The organism is Streptomyces sp. NPDC037273 (assembly GCF_055603625.1).
Window position 1 is genome coordinate 72,082 of sequence record NZ_JBVJVO010000013.1, and the last position, 15,700, is coordinate 87,781.

Genomic DNA, 15,700 nt, shown 5'->3' on the forward strand with positions numbered 1-15,700 from the left:
TCAATGGATCTCAGCCCAGGACCAGCACCACCGCCAGGGCGACGAGGAGCGAGTCGATCCGGTCGAGCAGACCACCGGCGCCGGCCAGCCAACTCCCCGCGTCCTTCGCCCGGGCACCCCGCTTGACCATCGACTCCAGCAGATCCCCGAGCGGACCGCCCACCGCCACGGCCACCGCCGTCTGCCAGGTCAGCGACGACAGCACCGCGAGCGCGCCCAGACCGGCCACCGCCCCCGCCAGCGTGCCGCTCCACCGCTTGGCCGGCGACAGCGGGGAGAGCCGGGGACCGCCGAAACGGCTCCCCGCCGCGTACGCGACGATGTCCGCGATCGACACGGCCACGAAGAGCACGAGCCCGAGGGCGCCCACCGACACCAGACCGGCCAGGACACCCAGCCACACGAGCCCCAACAGCCCCGCCGCCAGGCGTCGAAGCCCGTGCTCCGCGTCCCCCGAGAGCAGCGGTGCCCCGGCGATCGCGAGCGCCCCGACCGCCGCCACCCGGAGCACCTCTCCGGGCGCGAGCCACACGGTCAGGACGAGCCCGACGACGGCCGCGCCGAGCAGGACGCGGTCCACCGCGCCCAGCTTCAGCAGTCCGCCGTACTCGGCCACGGCGACCACCCCGACCACGGCCGCCAGCACGGCGATCCCCGGCGGCCCGCACCAGAACGCGGCCGTGACCAGCGGCACGCCGACCGCCCACACACACCAGCGGACCATCAGCTCACGCTTCCGGGTCGCCGCCACCACGAGCCCCCCGCCCGCCAGCGCCCCGCCGAGATAGGGCACGAGAGCGGCCACCGTCGTCACCGGGAGCCCGCCCCGCTCACGACACCCGACACCGCCGGCGCGCCCGCCGCCTCAGCCCCGTCCGCCACCGCCGGCGCGCCCGGAACCGGCGTCCGCAGCGTCTCCAGCGCGCTCCGGCAGGCCGCCACGATCCGCGCGTTCTCCGCCGTGTCACGGACGGCGACGCGGAAGGTCCTGCCCTCGTACGCCGGGGACATCGGCGACAGGTCGCGCAGGTACACGTCGTGGCGGCGGCACTCGCCCACCAGCCGGGCCGCGCTGGGCCCGTCCGGCGGCAGGGACACGGTGAGGAAGTTCGCGACGCCCTCGTCGACGGAGGCGAAGCCGTCGAGTTCCGCCAGGCCGGCGGCGAGCTCCCGGCGCAGGACGGCGGTGCGCGCCCGCTGTTCCGCGTAGTAGCCGGGGTCGCGCAGCGCCGTCACGGCGGCCAGCTGGGCCGGCAGGCTCACGGGCCACGGGGGCGTCCAGCGCCGCAGCTCCCCCGCCGTCTCCGGGTCGGCCACCAGGTACGCGGCCCGCATGCCGGAGAGTGCGTACAGCTTCGACAGGGAGGTGCAGACCACGACCCGGGGGTCGACCGAGGCGAGACCGGCCAGCGAGTCCTCCGGATCGACGTAGCCCAGGTAGGCCTCGTCGATCCACCAGCGGGTCCGGGCGGGCGTCGCCTCGATCACCGCGCGCAGGGCGTCGGCGGGAGCGTGGCGGCCGGTCGGGTTGTTGGGGTTGACCACCACCACGAGGTCGTAGGCGCCCTCGCGGGTGGCGGCGGCCAGCCGGGCCGGGTCGAGCACCCAGTCGTCCTCGCGGCGCAGCCGGATCCGGTCGACCCGGCAGCCGATCACCCGCTCGGTGACGTGGGCGTACTCGCCGTAGCTCGGATCGAGCAGGAGTACGCGGCTCTCCGGCGTCAGCCGGCGGCCGAACGCCCGGAAGATCAGGTCCGACGAGCCCGCCCCGACGACCAGCGACTCCACCGGGAGCCCGCGGACCTCGGCGAGCTCCGCGAGCAGCCCTTCCGCCCCGGTCGGCGGCGAGGTCCTGGCCGCCCATCCCGGGTCCTCCGCGAGGACGGCGCGGACCTGGGGAGCGGGCGGGAACCAGGCGTCGAGGACGTCGGCGGGGACGACCTCGTGACGGCGGCTCAGGGTCCTGAAGTCCGTGCCGATCGCGGAGAAGAAGGCGCCGCCGTGCTCGCAGCCGTCGGCGCGCGGCGCGAACGGCACGTCCAGCTCCCAGTCGAGGCCGGCCCGCAGCCGCTCCAGGGTCCGGCCGTGGCGCTCCGCCACCCCTCTCGTCAGTTCGGCCACGGAGCCGCTGAGCACCTCGAAGGAGACCGCGCCCGAGTGGATCGTCCGCCCCAGCGGCCGCAGTCCGGCCGCGAGGTACATGTCGAGCAGTTCGGTGCGGCCCATCGCCACCACCTGGCTGCCGCCCCGGGCGGCGACCCAGCGCAGCGCCGCGTACATGAGGAGGGGCGCGGCGGCGGTGCTGCGCCAGCGTTCCTCGACGGTCAGGACGCGTATCTCGAACGGTGCCTCCGCGAGGAGCGGGAGCTCCTCGCGCGTCAGGTACTTGTCGAGGGAGTAGCGGCCGACCCAGGGCGGGGTGAGGCTGACGAAACCGATCCGCGTCTCCCCGCGCGCGGCGACGAGGTACACGTTGTGGCCGTCGAGCCCGTCGGCGAGCCGCCCCGCCGGGTTGGTCGGGTGCTGCCCCAGCTCCTCCGCGTAGACGCGGTGGCGCAGTTCGTGGATCCAGTCGTGGTCCTGGGGCGTGGCGGTGCGCAGGTGCAGGGCGTGGGTCATGTGTCTCCCCATGGGGCGGGCGGGCGGTCGCGCCTCAGCATGGAGGAGCGGGGGGTGACGCTACCTGAGTAGCCGTACTCACCAGGGAGTGCGCGAAACGACGGAAGACCGGGCGGGCCCCTTTCGGGGTCCGCCCGGTCTCGTCGTACGCGGAGCCGTCCTCCTGCGGGGCGGGCTGCTATTCGAGCAGCTCCGCGTACGAGCCCATGGCCAGGGCGATGTCCGCCTGGGCCCAGAACCGGTGGTAGGTGAAGACGGGGGCGGCGCCGCCCGCCAGGTAGGCCTCGATCTTGGGCCAGGCCGGGTCGTTCTTGTAGAAGGAGCGGATCGAGGCGAAGGTCGACGAGGAGTTCACCGCGTCGCCGTTGGGCATGGTGCCGGTCCAGCCGCTGGGGACGTAGACCGGGTCGTCGAAGCGGTTGTAGTCGGCGCGGGTCTCGGGGACGGAGATGCCCAGCGGGTCCTGGTGGTGGTCCCACATGCCGTCGAGGAGCGCCTTGGCGACGCGCTTGGCCTCCGCGTGGCCGGACTTGGCCGCGTAGTAGGTGAGCGTCTTGGCGTAGGCGGCGGCGACGCCGACGTCGTCGGTGTAGTCGGCGACGGTGACGTGCAGGCCGGCGTTGGCGCCGGGGCTCGCCGCGTTCCAGGTGTCGGGGGCGCCGGACCACTGGAGGGTGGAGGGGATGCGGTAGGTGCCGTCCGGGTTGATCGTGGTCTTGGAGAGTGCCCAGGAGACCCACTTGTCGAGGACGGTCTTCGCCTTGGCGTCACCGGTCTGCTGGTAGTACTCGGCGACCCGCTCCATCGACCAGGCCTGGAAGCCGAACCACTGGTTCGACGCCGGGTCGTGGTAGACGGGCTTCTCGTCGTAGAACATGCCGTAGAAGGTGGGCGTGCCAGCCGGCGGGGTGGCGTAGCGGCCCTGCCAGCTGTTGGTGGCGCCGCCCGCGATGCCGCCCTCGTCGGACTGGAGCCAGCGGTAGAACTCCAGCTGGCGGCCGAGGCTGGTCGCCCAGTCGGTCTGGCCCGTCGCGGACTTGGGCTTCAGCGGGGTGTACTGGCTGAGCGCGTACGCGGCCAGCGGGTTCTGGTAGCCGCTGTGGTTGTGGCTGGAGCCGATGCGCCAGGACCAGCCGGCGGAGGTGTCGGTGGCGCCGCCCCAGGCGTAGTACCAGGAGAGCAGGTAGGTGGAGCTGTCCTTGCCGGTGCCGGCGGGGCAGACGGTCGGGCCGACGCAGTTGCCGATCTTCTTGAAGTACTTGTCGAACATGGCGTACCGCAGGTAGTCGCCCATCTTGGCGGCCTTGCCGACGGTCGCGCTGACCTGGCCGCCCTTGCCCTGCTCCTTGGCCCAGAGGTCGGCCCAGTAGGCGGCCTGGATGGCGCGGGCGTCGGCGTCGGGGGCGTTGGTGAACTTCCACTGCTTGGCGTAGGAGGAGTCCCCGGTGAACAGGTCGAGGTAGCCGTTCTTGCCGCCGTAGGCGAACTTGTCGCAGGTGGGGTGGGTGACGGTCTCCCAGACGGACTCCTGGGGGCCGCGCTGGAAGGTGTTGATGTAGGAGGGGCCGGTCGCCGTCGGTCCGGCGGAGCACTTGCCGGGCTCGTTGCCGAAGCCGTAGACGTTGTCGACGTCCTGGATCCAGTGCATGCCGTAGATGTCGTCGGTGCCGTAGGCGCTCTTGAGCTCGCCGGCGATCGGGTCGGTGCCCGAGGTGACGCCGCCGTCGAGCTTCGCCGGGTACTGCGAGGGGAGGTCCCACTCGGGGGCGTAGGTGGCCGGCTTCGAGGCGTTGTAGCTGCCGGTGGTGGGCTGGTCGGCGTGGGTGGGGATCATGAATTTCTCCATGGTGTCCCAGGCGCCGTTGAACTTGGTCCAGTCGCCGGTGATCTTCCCGTACATGGCCTGGAGCCAGATGAGGTAGCTGTACGCCTCCGAGGTCGTCTCGTGGCCGTGGTCGGGGGCCTCGACGATCAGGGTCTCGACGGAGTGGTACGGGATGCCCTCGGGCGAGAAGTAGCCGTTGGCCGGGTTGGTGATCTTCCCGTGCAGGTCGAGGAAGCGGGCGTCGTACGTGGAGTTCGCGGCCAGCTGGGTGGCGGTGACCTCGGCCTTGGCGTGACCGGGCGCGGTCGCGGTGAAGACGGCCGATCCGGTGCCGGTGGCCGCGGCGGCGACGGTCACCTTCTGGGCGGTGTTCCAGTTCGCCGGGGTGAAGGTGAGGGTGGCCGGGGTCGCGGTGAGGTTGGTGTTGCCCGAGGTACGGGCGACTGTCACCGTGACGTTGGCGGTCGGCGCGGTGGAGAGCTTCAGGTCGAAGGTGCCCGTGGCGCCCTGGCGTACGCCGAGCTGGCTCGGTGTCGCGACGAGCGCGGGTCCGGCGGCGACGGTGATGCCGACGGGCGCGGACTCGGCGGAGGCGCCGAGGCTGTCGTAGGCCTTGGCGTAGAGGGAGTGGGCGCCGGTCGCGAGACCGGCGGCGCTGTGGGTGAAGGGCGCGGTGGTGTCGGTGCCGAGGAGCGTGGTGTCGCTGTAGAACTCCACCTTGCTCACGGTGGCGCTGTCGGCCGCGGCGGCGGTGGCGGCGAGCGGCACCGCGTCGCCCTCGGTGTACACGGCCCCGGCGGCCGGGCTGGTCAGGACCGCGACCGGGGGCTGGTGGGCGCCGGTGCAGGAGGTGCCGTTGACCGCGAAGCCGGTCGGTGCGGCGTTGGTCCCGCTGTAGGTGAACTGGGCACCGGTGGAGGTGGCGGCGCCGGCGGCGAGGGTGCCGTTCCAGGACGCGTTGGTCACCGTGACGTTCTTGCCGGACTGGGACCAGACGCCGTTCCAGCCGTTGGTGAGCTTCTGGTCGCCGGCGTAGGAGTACGTGAGGGTCCAGCCGTTGAGCGCGGTGGTGGCCCGGTTGGTGAGGGTGAGTTCGGCGGTGAAGCCCGAACCCCAGTCGTTCGTCTTGTAGTCGACGCTGCACTGCACCGCCGCGGCCTGCGCGGTGGTGGCGCCGACGGCCGTGAGGCCGAGGGGCAGTGAGAGCGCCGCGGCCAGCGCGGTCAGCTGCCGGCGTGGTCGGCGTACGAGTGGTCGTGGCATGCGGGTGGTTCTCCTCGCGGCTCGGGAGGATGGGGGTTGCGAAGAGCGGGATGGGCCCTCGGGAACAAGCCCTGAACCAGTGGGAGCGCTCCCACTGTGCAGTTGAGCCGCAACGGCGTCAAGGTGTGTGAAGAGTCGAAGGCGGATGAGGCGGAAATTTACCCAACCCCTCTTTTGCTTGGCGCTAGTTGACGCTACGGTCTGCCCCGACCAGTGGGAGCGGTTCCACCCAGTCGGCACGCCATCAGAGGCGTGCCCTCGCTGTGAGGACTCGCTCATGCGACATCCCCCACGTCTGTCCGCGCTGCTCGCAGGAGCGGCGCTCACGATGGCGAGTACCGCCTTCGCCGTCATGGGTTCGACCGCAGGAGCAGCGGCCGCACCCGTCTGCACCGTCGAGTACGCGGTCACCGGCCAGTGGTCCGGCGGCTTCCAGGGCGCCGTCACCCTCACCAACAACGGCGCCGCGCTCCAAGGTTGGAGCCTCGGCTTCTCCTTCCCGTCCGGCCAGGTCGTCAGCCAGGGCTGGGGCGGGAAGTGGACCCAGTCCGGGGCGGCCGTCACGGTGGTGAACGAGAGCTGGAACGCCGCCCTCCCCACGGGCGGAAAGGTCTCGGGGGGCTTCCTCGCCTCCTGGACGGGCGCCAACCCGGCCCCCGCCGCCTTCACGCTCAACGGCACCCCGTGCGCCACCGAAGGACCGACCCCGACCCCGACCCCGACGCCGACGCCGTCGACCACGACGCCGACGCCGACCCCCACCGACCCGACGACACCCCCGACCACCCCTCCCCCGACGACCCCTCCGCCGACCAGCCCGCCGCCGACCCCGGCCGCCGGCGCGCCCCAACTGACCGTCACCGGCAACAAGTTCACCGACCAGAACGGCGCGGTCCGCCGGCTCCTCGGCGTCAACCGCTCCGGCGGCGAGTTCATGTGCGTCCAGGGCTACGGCTTCTTCGACGGTCCCGTCGACGACGCCTCGGTCAAGGCCATCGCCGACTGGAAGGCCAACACCGTCCGCATTCCCCTCAACGAGGAGTGCTGGCTCGGCCTGGACAACGTCAAGCCCGAGTACCGCGGCGCGAACTACGTCAACGCGGTGAAGGACCTGGTGGCCAGGGTCCTCGCCCACGGCATGACCCCCGTGGTCGAACTGCACTGGACCCACGGCCAGTACACCGGCAACTCCTCGGGCTGCGCCGACGTGTACGCCACCTGCCAGAAGCCGATGCCCGACGCCCAGTACACCCCGGCGTTCTGGACCTCGGTGGCGAACACCTTCAAGAACGACAAGCGGGTCGTCTTCGACCTGTTCAACGAGCCCTATCCCGACCGGGCGACCTCCACCGCGACCCAGGCATGGACGTGCTGGCGCGACGGCGGCACCTGCCCCGGCATCGGATACGAAGTCGCCGGCATGCAGGACCTGGTGGACGCGGTCCGCGCCACGGGGGCGAAGAACCTCGTCCTCGTCCCGGGCATCGCGTACTCCAACGACCTCACCCAGTGGCTCACGTACCGCCCCACGGACCCGGCGGCGAATCTGGCCGCCGCCTGGCACGTCTACAACTTCAACACCTGCTCCACCGAGACGTGCTGGAACGACACCCTCGCACCGGTCGCCGCCCAAGTCCCCCTGCTCGCAGGCGAGATCGGCGAGAACACCTGCGGACACGCGTTCATCGACCGCGTCATGAAGTGGTTCGACGACCGCGGCCTCTCGTACCTGGGCTGGACCTGGAACACCTGGAACTGCAACTCCGGTCCCGCGCTGATCACTTCGTACGACGGCACACCCACCGCGTTCGGCATCGGGCTGCGCGACCACCTGCGCGCCCTCACCTCCTGAAAGGAACCCCCACCCGCATGAGCCGCACCAGTAGCACCGGCCGCACCGCCCTCCTGGCGGCACTCGGCCTGATCACCGCCACCGGCGCCACCGCCACCGTCCTCGGCACCACCGCCGGCGCGGCCACTCCCGGCTGCAAGGTCGACTACCAGATCACCAACCAGTGGAACACCGGCTTCGGCGCCAACGTGACCCTCACCAACACCGGTGACCCGGTGGCCGCCTGGACCGTCGAGTGGATCTACGGCGGCAACCAGCAGGTCACCCAGGGCTGGAACGCCACCATCACCCAGTCCGGCGCCGCCGTCACCGCCAAGAACATGTCGTACAACGGCACGCTCACCACCGGCGGTTCCACGTCCTTCGGCTTCAACGGCTCGTACAGCGGCACCAACGCCATCCCGACGAGCTTCAAGCTCAACGGCGTCACCTGCAACGGCGTCGTCGACCCACCGACCACCCCGCCCACCACACCGCCGACCACTCCCCCGACGACACCCCCCACCACTCCGCCCACGACCCCGCCGACCACCCCGCCGGCCGGCTCCAAGGCCGACAACCCGTACGTCGGCGCCAAGATGTACGTGAACCCCGAGTGGTCCGCCAACGCCGCCGCCGAGCCGGGCGGCGCCAAGGTCGCCAACCAGCCCACCGGCATCTGGATCGACCGCATCGCCGCCATCAACGGGGCGAACGGCGCCATGGGCATCCGCGCCCACCTCGACAAGGCCCTGGAGCAGAAGGGCACCGGCGAGCTGACCGTCCAGTTCGTCATCTACAACCTGCCCGGCCGCGACTGTGCCGCGCTCGCCTCCAACGGCGAGCTGGGCGCCACCGAGATCGACCGCTACAAGACCGAGTACATCGACCCGATCGCGGCGATCTTCGCCGACCCGAAGTACGCGGGTCTCCGCATCGTCACCACCGTCGAGATCGACTCCCTGCCCAACCTCGTCACCAACGTCGCCGGCCGCCCGACCGAGACGGCGAACTGCAACGTCATGAAGGCGAACGGCAACTACATCAAGGGCGTCGGGTACGCGCTGAAGAAGCTCGGCGCGATCCCCAACGTCTACAACTACCTCGACGCGGGCCACCACGGCTGGCTCGGCTGGGACTCCAACTTCGGCCCCTCCGCCGACCTGTTCAAGCAGGCCGCCACCGCCGAGGGCTCCACCCTGGCGAACGTCCAGGGCTTCATCGTGAACACCGCCAACTACAGCGCCACCGTCGAGCCGTACTTCTCCGTCACCGACACCGTCAACGGCACGACCGTGCGCCAGTCGAAGTGGGTCGACTGGAACCAGTACGTCGACGAGCAGTCGTACGCCCAGGCCATGCGCGACAAGCTGGTCTCGATCGGCTTCGACAGCAAGATCGGCATGCTCATCGACACCTCCCGCAACGGCTGGGGCGGAGCCAACCGGCCCACCGCCCCCGCGGCGAAGACCTCGATCGACGCCTACATCGAGGGCAGCCGCACCGACCGCCGGCTCAACCCCGGCAACTGGTGCAACCAGGCCGGAGCGGGTCTCGGCGAGCGGCCCAAGGCGGCGCCCGCCGCGGGCATCGACGCCTACGTCTGGATGAAGCCCCCGGGCGAGTCCGACGGCGCCTCCAAGGAGATCCCGAACACCGAGGGCAAGGGCTTCGACCGGATGTGCGACCCCACCTACACGGGCAACGTCCGCAACGGGAACAGCATGTCGGGCTCCCTGCCGGACGCCCCCCTGGCCGGCAAGTGGTTCTCGGCCCAGTTCCAGGAGCTCCTGAAGAACGCCTACCCGGCGCTGTAGCACCTCTCTGACGAGGCCTGCGGCCGGCCGGACCCCCGGGTCCCGGCCGGCCGCGGAAGCATGCCCGCGACGGGCCGGAGTCAGCAGGACGCCCGCACGATCAGCTCCGTGGGGAGCACCTGGCTGCGCGTCTCCACCGCCGTCTGGGCGATCTCCCCGATCAGCATCCGCGCCATCGTCCGCCCCATCTCCTCGATCGGCTGCCGCACGCTCGTCAGCGGCGGGTCCATCAGCCGCGCGACCGCCGAGTCGTCCACCCCCACGAGCGCCACGTCCTCGGGCACCCGCCGCCCCGCGGCCCGCAGCGCCCCGCGCGCGCCCGCCGCCATGACGTCGGATGCGGCGAAGACGGCGTCCAGGTCCGGGCTCCGGTCGAGGAGCTCCCGCATGGCGCGCCGCCCGCCCTCCTCGGTGAAGTCGCCGGCGGCGACCAGGGCCTCGTCGGGGGCGTGGCCGGCCTCCGCGAGGCCGGCGCGGTATCCGCCGAGCCGGGCCCGTGCCACGTACATGTCGAGCGGTCCGGTGACGGTGGCGATGCGGCTCCGGCCGCGGCCCACGAGGTGGGCGACGGCTGCCCGCCCGGCCCCGATGTTGTCGGAGTCGACGTACGGCACGGGTTCGGCCTCCGCGCGGCGGCCGTTCATGACGACCGGGAGGCCCAGTTCGCGGATGCGGTCGGGGAGCGGGTCGTCGCCGTGCACGGAGGCGAGGAGGACCCCGTCGACGCGCTGGGCGGCGAGGTACTGCTCGAAGCGCTGCCGTTCCTGCTCGCTGCGCACCAGGGTGAGCAGGAGCTGTTTGTCGGCCTCGGCGAGTTCGGCGCTGACGCCCCGGATGAGGTCGAGGAAGTAGGGCTCGGCGAAGAGCCTGGCCTCGGCCTCGGGGATGACGAGGGCGATCGCGTCGGTGCGGCTGCCCGCCAGGGCGCGGGCGGCCTGGTTGGGCACGTAGCCGAGTTCGGCGACGGCTCTGGCGACGGCCGCCCTGGTCTGTTCGCTCACCCGCGGGGAGCCGTTGATGACCCGGGAGACCGTGCCCCGGCCGACCCCGGCCCGGGCCGCTACCTGCTCCAGGGTGGGTCTGCCGCTCTGCCGTCCGTTCACAATCGCCGAACTCCCCTCGTAGGACAACGCGCTGCTCACCACGGCCACGAAGGGATGGGAGCGCTCCCACACTAGTCCACGGTCACCCCCCGACGCCACGCGTCCGCGTTCAGGAGATGACGTCGATGTCACGGCGGAGTGCCGCGAAAACCCCGGAAAACCTTCCGGTAACGAATCCGCGTTCATGTCTTGACACCCACACCCGCCAGGCAGCAACCTTCCGGCAACGACGTGGGAGCGCTCCCATCCGGGACGCACACAACCTGCATCAGGCCCCGCAGGGCAGCCGCCGAGCCGCGATCGCCGGCCGGGCCTCATGGCGCACAACGAGCACCACCTTGGACGAGGAGAGTGGAATGCGCACTTCCAGCAGCAGACGCGGACGCCGTGCGGCGATCGCGGCGGTCGCCGTCGTCGTGACCGGCACGACCCTGCTCACCGGTTGCGGCAGCGACGACGAGAGCGGCAAGGGCGGCAAGGGCACCGCGGGCTCCGAGAAGATCACGCTGCGGATCGGGACCTTCGGTTCCTTCGGCTACGACAACAAGACCGGCGCCAAGCTGTACGCCGAGTACGAGCGGCTCCACCCGAACATCAAGATCGAGGAGTCGAACGTCTCCGACGGTCAGAAGTACTGGGACACGCTGAAGCTGCGCCTCGCCCAGAACAGCGGCGTCGCCGACATCCAGGCCGTCGAGGTCGGCTACATCGCCGAGGCGACCGGCACGGCGATGGCGGGCAAGTGGGTCGACCTGGGCAAGGAGGGCGGCGCGGACACCTCGGCCTACCTGGACTGGAAGGTCAAGCAGGCCACCACGGGCGACGGCAAGGTCATCGCCCTCGGCACCGACATCGGCCCGATGGCCATCTGCTACAACAAGGACCTCTTCGCCAAGGCCAAGCTGCCCACCGACCGCGACGAGGTCGGCAAGCTGTGGGCCGGCGACTGGGCCAAGTTCCTCGCGACCGGCGAGAAGTACAAGGCCGCCGCGCCCGCCGGCACCGCCTTCCACGACTCCGCGAGCGGCCTGTTCAACGCCGTCGTCTCCAGCGACCCGGTGCAGTACGCCAACACGAGCGGCGAGCTCGACTGGGAGAACAGCCCCGGCGTGAAGAAGGCCTGGGACACCGCCGTGAAGGCGGCCCAGGGCGGCCTCACCGCCAAGCTCCGCCAGTTCGACGAGAAGGGCACCTGGAACGCGGCCTTCAAGAACTCGAAGTTCGCCACCGTCGCCTGCCCGAGCTGGATGACCGGCATCATCAAGGACCAGGCAGGACCCGGCAACCAGGGCAAGTGGGACATCGCCGCGCCGCCGGTCGCCGGCAACTGGGGCGGCTCCTTCCTCGCCGTGCCCAAGGCCGGCAAGCACACCAAGGAGGCCGCCGAGCTGGCCGCCTGGCTGACCGCCCCCGCCCAGCACGCCAAGGTGTTCGCGGTCAACGGCAACATCCCCTCGTCCAAGGACACGCTCGCCTCCTCGGCGGTCCAGGACGCCAAGCTGCCGTACTTCGGCGACACCCCGGTCGGCAAGATCTTCTCCAGCGCGGCGGCCGGCATCACCCCCGCCGTCATCAGCCGCTACGACGGCCAGGTGAAGACCTTCCTCACCGACAACGGCATCCTCGACATCGAGCAGCGCGGCACCGACCCGGCCAAGGCCTGGGAGAACGTCAAGAAGCTGGTCGACGACAAGATCGACCAGTAGCGGGGACCGTGTGCCGGCCCGCCGCAGCCTGCGGGCGGCGGGCCGGCACCCGTCCGCACCACCGCACGCATCGACCTGGAAGGACGCCCCCGTGGCCACCTCCGTTCGGGCGAGGCCTGACGGCTCCCCGCCGCCCGCCGCACCGCCCTCCTCCACCGGCCCCCGGAGCCACCGCTCCTCCTCGGGCGGCTGGCGCAGCACCCTCTACCGCTGGGACCTGAAGGCGATCCCGTACGTCTTCGTCGCCCCCTTCTTCCTCACCTTCGCGGCCTTCGGGCTCTTCCCGCTGCTCTACACGGGCTGGCTCTCGCTCAACCGGGTCGAGCTCGGCGGCGACCCGACGTGGAAGGGCCTCGAGAACTACACCGACCTCGCGACCAGCGAGTTCTTCTGGAACGCGCTCGCCAACACCTTCACCATCGGGGTGATCTCGACCGTTCCGCAGCTGCTGATGGCCCTGGGCCTGGCGCACCTGCTCAACTACAAGCTCCGGGGCCGCGGCTTCTTCCGGGTCGCGATCCTCGCCCCGTACGCCACCTCGATCGCGGCGGCGACCCTGGTCTTCGCCCAGCTGTTCAACACCGACTACGGCATGATCAACGGCCTTCTCGGCTGGATCGGCTTCGACCCGGTGAACTGGGAGTCGTCCAAGTGGCCGGCGCAGATCGCCATCTCGGTGATCGTCACCTGGCGCTGGACGGGCTACAACGCGCTGATCTACCTGGCCGCCATGCAGGCCGTGCCGCAGGACCTCTACGAGGCGGCCTCCCTCGACGGCGCCTCGCGCTGGCGCCAGTTCATCAGCGTCACGATCCCCTCGATCCGGCCGACGATCCTCTTCACGATCATCGTCTCGACCATCGGCGCCACCCAGCTCTTCGGCGAGCCGATGCTCTTCGGCGGCAGCGTCGGCATCAGCGGCGGCAGCGGCAACCAGTTCCAGACGCTGAGCCTGCTGATGTACGAGAAGGGCTGGGTCACCGGCGCGCTGGGCCAGGCATCGGCCATCGCCTGGGTCATGCTGCTGCTCCTGCTCCTGCTCGGGGGCGTCCAGGCGCTCGTGTCCCGCTGGAACCGCAAGAAGCTGGGGGGCTGACCTCATGGCCCGCACACTCGACACGACACCGACCGAGACCGGGGACCCGAAGGCACCGGCGGCCCGCCCCGGGCGCCGCTTCGGCCAGTCCGCCGGCCGGCAGCACCACGCGGGACCGCTCACCTACGTGCTGCTCGTGGTGGCCGCGTTCGTCTCGCTCTTCCCGCTGTACTGGAACGTGGTCGCCGCCTCGCACACCGGCGAGCGGGTGGTGGAGGCCCCGGCGCCGCTGCTGCCGGGCAAGCGTCTCCTGGACAACCTGAGCTTCGCCTGGAACCAGGTCGACATGGGCGAGGCGCTGATCAACACCACGATCGTGGCGAGCCTGGTGGCCCTGTCCACCGTGCTGTTCTCCACGCTCGCCGGCTTCGCCTTCGCCAAGCTGCCGTTCCGCGGCCGGGGCATGCTGCTCTCCCTGGTGGTCGCCACCATGACGATCCCGCCGCAGCTCAGCGTCATCCCGCTGTACCAGATCATCACCGACCTGGGGTGGTTCGACCAGCTGCAGTCGGTCGTACTGCCCTCGCTCGTCGCCGCCTTCGGCGTCTTCTTCATGCGCCAGTTCCTGGTGGAGGCGCTGCCGATGGAGCTGGTGGAGGCGGCCCGGATGGACGGGGCGCACAGCCTGCGGATCATCTGGCACGTGGTGTTCCCGGTCGCCAGGCCGGCCATGGCCGTGCTCGGCATGCTGGTCTTCGTGCAGGCCTGGAACGACTTCTTCTGGCCGTTCATCGCCCTCACCCCGGACGGAAGCCCCACCCTCCAGGTGGCGCTCGCCGGGCTCGGCGCGGGCAACCACACCGTGGACCACGCCGTGGTGCTGACCGGCGCGCTGATATCCACCGTGCCGCTGCTTCTCGTCTTCGCCTTCCTGGGCAAGCACATCGTGGGCGGCATCACGGCCGGCGCCGTCAAGAGCTGACCGCCGTACCGCCCGTACCCCCTGTCCGAACGTCATCATCCCGTACCCGCGTTGGGAGCGCTCTCCTATGACCGCGTCCGAAACCCGGCCGCTCACCGCCACCCGTTCGTTCCCGCCCGACTTCCTCTGGGGCGCGGCCACCGCCGCGTACCAGATCGAGGGAGCGGCGGCGGAGGACGGCCGTACTCCGTCCATCTGGGACACCTTCTCGCACACCCCCGGCAAGGTCTTCGAGGGCCACACCGGCGACGTGGCCGTGGACCACTACCACCGGTTCCGCGAGGACGTCGGCATCATGTCCGAACTCGGCCTGAACGCCTACCGGTTCTCCGTCTCCTGGTCCCGGGTGCAGCCCACCGGGCGCGGTCCGGCGGTCCAGAAGGGCCTGGACTTCTACCGGGAGCTCGTCGACGAGCTGCTCGCCGCCGGGATCGAGCCGGCCCTGACGCTCTATCACTGGGACCTGCCGCAGGACCTGGAGGACGCGGGCGGCTGGCCCGAGCGCGCGACCGCCGAGCGGTTCGCCGAGTACGCGGGGCTCGTCGCCGACGCCCTCGGCGACCGGGTCAAGCGGTGGACGACGCTCAACGAGCCCTGGTGCAGCGCCTTTCTGGGGTACGGCTCCGGGGTCCACGCCCCCGGCCGTACGGACCCGGTGGCCGCGCTGCGGGCCGCGCACCACCTGAACCTGGGCCACGGCCTCGCGGTCCAGGCGCTGCGGGCCTCGCTGCCCGCGGACCGGCAGATCGCGGTCTCGCTGAACCTGCACGAGGTGCGGCCGCTGACCGGCTCCGCCGCGGACCTCGAAGCGGCCCGCCGGATCGACGCGGTCGGCAACCGGGTGTGGCTCGGCCCGATGCTGGAGGGCGCGTACCCCGAGGACCTGCTGGCCGACACGGCCCACCTGACGGACTGGTCCTTCGTCCGCGACGGCGACACCGCGACGGCGAACCAGCCGCTGGACCTCCTGGCGATCAACTACTACACGCCGACGGTGGTGTCCGAGGTCCCGGAGGGCGCCGAGAAGCCGCAGGACGACGGGCACGGCAACAGCGCGTTCTCGCCGTGGCCCGGCGCGGACTCGGTGGCCTTCCACCGGGCGCCGGGCGAGCCGACGGCGATGGGCTGGGCGGTCGACCCGAGCGCGCTGTACGACCTGCTGACCCGGGTCGCCGCCGCGTATCCCGAACTCCCGCTGGTGATCAGCGAGAACGGGGCGGCGTACGAGGACGTGGTCGGCGAGGACGGTACGGTCCACGATCCGGAGCGGGCCGCCTTCGTGCACGCGCATCTGGAGGCCGTGCACCGGGCGATGACCGACGGGGTGGACGTGCGCGGCTACTTCCTCTGGTCGCTGCTCGACAACTTCGAGTGGGCGTACGGGTACGCGAAGCGGTTCGGCGCGGTCCGGGTGGACTACGACACGCTGGAGCGGACGCCGAAGTCGAGCGCGCGCTGGTACGCGCGGGTGGCGCGGTCGGGCGAGCTGCTCGCGCCGGACGCCGGCTGATCCCGGCA

At 71.3% G+C, this 15,700-nt stretch carries 10 protein-coding genes; 6 read left to right on the forward strand and 4 right to left on the reverse strand.

Annotation, left to right across the window (positions count from 1 at the left end; all coding sequences use genetic code 11):
- Positions 1-10 precede the first annotated feature (10 nt).
- The 3 genes from ACZ7G1_RS29045 to ACZ7G1_RS29055 all read right to left on the reverse strand — a co-directional run bounded on the left by ACZ7G1_RS29045 (position 11) and on the right by ACZ7G1_RS29055 (position 5,707).
- Positions 11-814, reverse strand: coding sequence for a phosphatidate cytidylyltransferase (locus ACZ7G1_RS29045; RefSeq protein ID WP_470871815.1), 804 nt, complete (start codon positions 812-814; stop codon positions 11-13).
- Positions 811-2,619 carry an aminotransferase class I/II-fold pyridoxal phosphate-dependent enzyme gene (locus ACZ7G1_RS29050; protein ID WP_470871817.1) on the reverse strand — a complete coding sequence of 603 codons (1,809 nt, stop codon included), beginning with the start codon at positions 2,617-2,619 and terminating at the stop codon, positions 811-813. The genes ACZ7G1_RS29045 and ACZ7G1_RS29050 overlap by 4 nt, the downstream gene beginning before the upstream one ends.
- Before the next feature lie 178 nt (positions 2,620-2,797).
- The gene (locus ACZ7G1_RS29055) at positions 2,798-5,707 is read right to left on the reverse strand and encodes a glycoside hydrolase family 48 protein (RefSeq protein WP_470871819.1); all 2,910 of its coding nucleotides are present in this window, start codon (positions 5,705-5,707) and stop codon (positions 2,798-2,800) included.
- A 277-nt stretch (positions 5,708-5,984) separates the two neighbouring features.
- On the opposite strand from ACZ7G1_RS29055, the gene ACZ7G1_RS29060 reads away from it, so the two are divergent.
- Both ACZ7G1_RS29060 and ACZ7G1_RS29065 read left to right on the forward strand, forming a co-directional pair.
- On the forward strand, positions 5,985-7,559 hold the full coding sequence (locus ACZ7G1_RS29060; protein WP_470871821.1) for a cellulase family glycosylhydrolase: 1,575 nt from the start codon (positions 5,985-5,987) through the stop codon (positions 7,557-7,559).
- Positions 7,560-7,576: 17 nt separating this feature from the next.
- Positions 7,577-9,355, forward strand: a complete 1,779-nt coding sequence (locus tag ACZ7G1_RS29065; RefSeq protein ID WP_470871823.1) for a glycoside hydrolase family 6 protein — start codon at positions 7,577-7,579, stop codon at positions 9,353-9,355.
- A gap of 80 nt (positions 9,356-9,435) precedes the next feature.
- Here the strand turns inward: ACZ7G1_RS29065 and ACZ7G1_RS29070 are convergent, their stop codons facing one another.
- Positions 9,436-10,458 (reverse strand): LacI family DNA-binding transcriptional regulator, encoded by a 1,023-nt coding sequence (locus ACZ7G1_RS29070; RefSeq protein ID WP_470871825.1) that lies wholly within the window; start codon positions 10,456-10,458, stop codon positions 9,436-9,438.
- A 356-nt stretch (positions 10,459-10,814) separates the two neighbouring features.
- On the opposite strand from ACZ7G1_RS29070, the gene ACZ7G1_RS29075 reads away from it, so the two are divergent.
- The 4 genes from ACZ7G1_RS29075 to ACZ7G1_RS29090 all read left to right on the forward strand — a co-directional run bounded on the left by ACZ7G1_RS29075 (position 10,815) and on the right by ACZ7G1_RS29090 (position 15,692).
- A complete protein-coding gene (locus ACZ7G1_RS29075) occupies positions 10,815-12,164 on the forward strand; it encodes an ABC transporter substrate-binding protein (RefSeq protein ID WP_470871827.1) in 1,350 nt (449 codons plus the stop codon).
- Positions 12,165-12,255: 91 nt separating this feature from the next.
- On the forward strand, positions 12,256-13,260 hold the full coding sequence (locus ACZ7G1_RS29080) for a carbohydrate ABC transporter permease (protein WP_470871829.1): 1,005 nt from the start codon (positions 12,256-12,258) through the stop codon (positions 13,258-13,260).
- Between the two features lie 4 nt (positions 13,261-13,264).
- Positions 13,265-14,182: a carbohydrate ABC transporter permease gene (locus ACZ7G1_RS29085; RefSeq protein ID WP_470871831.1), complete on the forward strand. Its 918-nt coding sequence runs from the start codon at positions 13,265-13,267 to the stop codon at positions 14,180-14,182.
- Between the two features lie 67 nt (positions 14,183-14,249).
- Positions 14,250-15,692: a GH1 family beta-glucosidase gene (locus tag ACZ7G1_RS29090; protein ID WP_470871833.1), complete on the forward strand. Its 1,443-nt coding sequence runs from the start codon at positions 14,250-14,252 to the stop codon at positions 15,690-15,692.
- The last annotated feature ends 8 nt before the right edge of the window (positions 15,693-15,700 follow it).

Coding starts and splice junctions, on each gene's coding strand:
- ACZ7G1_RS29050 (WP_470871817.1), bottom strand. CDS start 2,619: ATGACCCACGCCCTGCACCTGCGCACCGCCACGCCCCAGGACCACGAC.
- ACZ7G1_RS29055 (WP_470871819.1), bottom strand. CDS start 5,707: ATGCCACGACCACTCGTACGCCGACCACGCCGGCAGCTGACCGCGCTG.
- ACZ7G1_RS29060 (WP_470871821.1), top strand. CDS start 5,985: ATGCGACATCCCCCACGTCTGTCCGCGCTGCTCGCAGGAGCGGCGCTC.
- ACZ7G1_RS29065 (WP_470871823.1), top strand. CDS start 7,577: ATGAGCCGCACCAGTAGCACCGGCCGCACCGCCCTCCTGGCGGCACTC.
- ACZ7G1_RS29075 (WP_470871827.1), top strand. CDS start 10,815: ATGCGCACTTCCAGCAGCAGACGCGGACGCCGTGCGGCGATCGCGGCG.
- ACZ7G1_RS29085 (WP_470871831.1), top strand. CDS start 13,265: ATGGCCCGCACACTCGACACGACACCGACCGAGACCGGGGACCCGAAG.
- ACZ7G1_RS29090 (WP_470871833.1), top strand. CDS start 14,250: ATGACCGCGTCCGAAACCCGGCCGCTCACCGCCACCCGTTCGTTCCCG.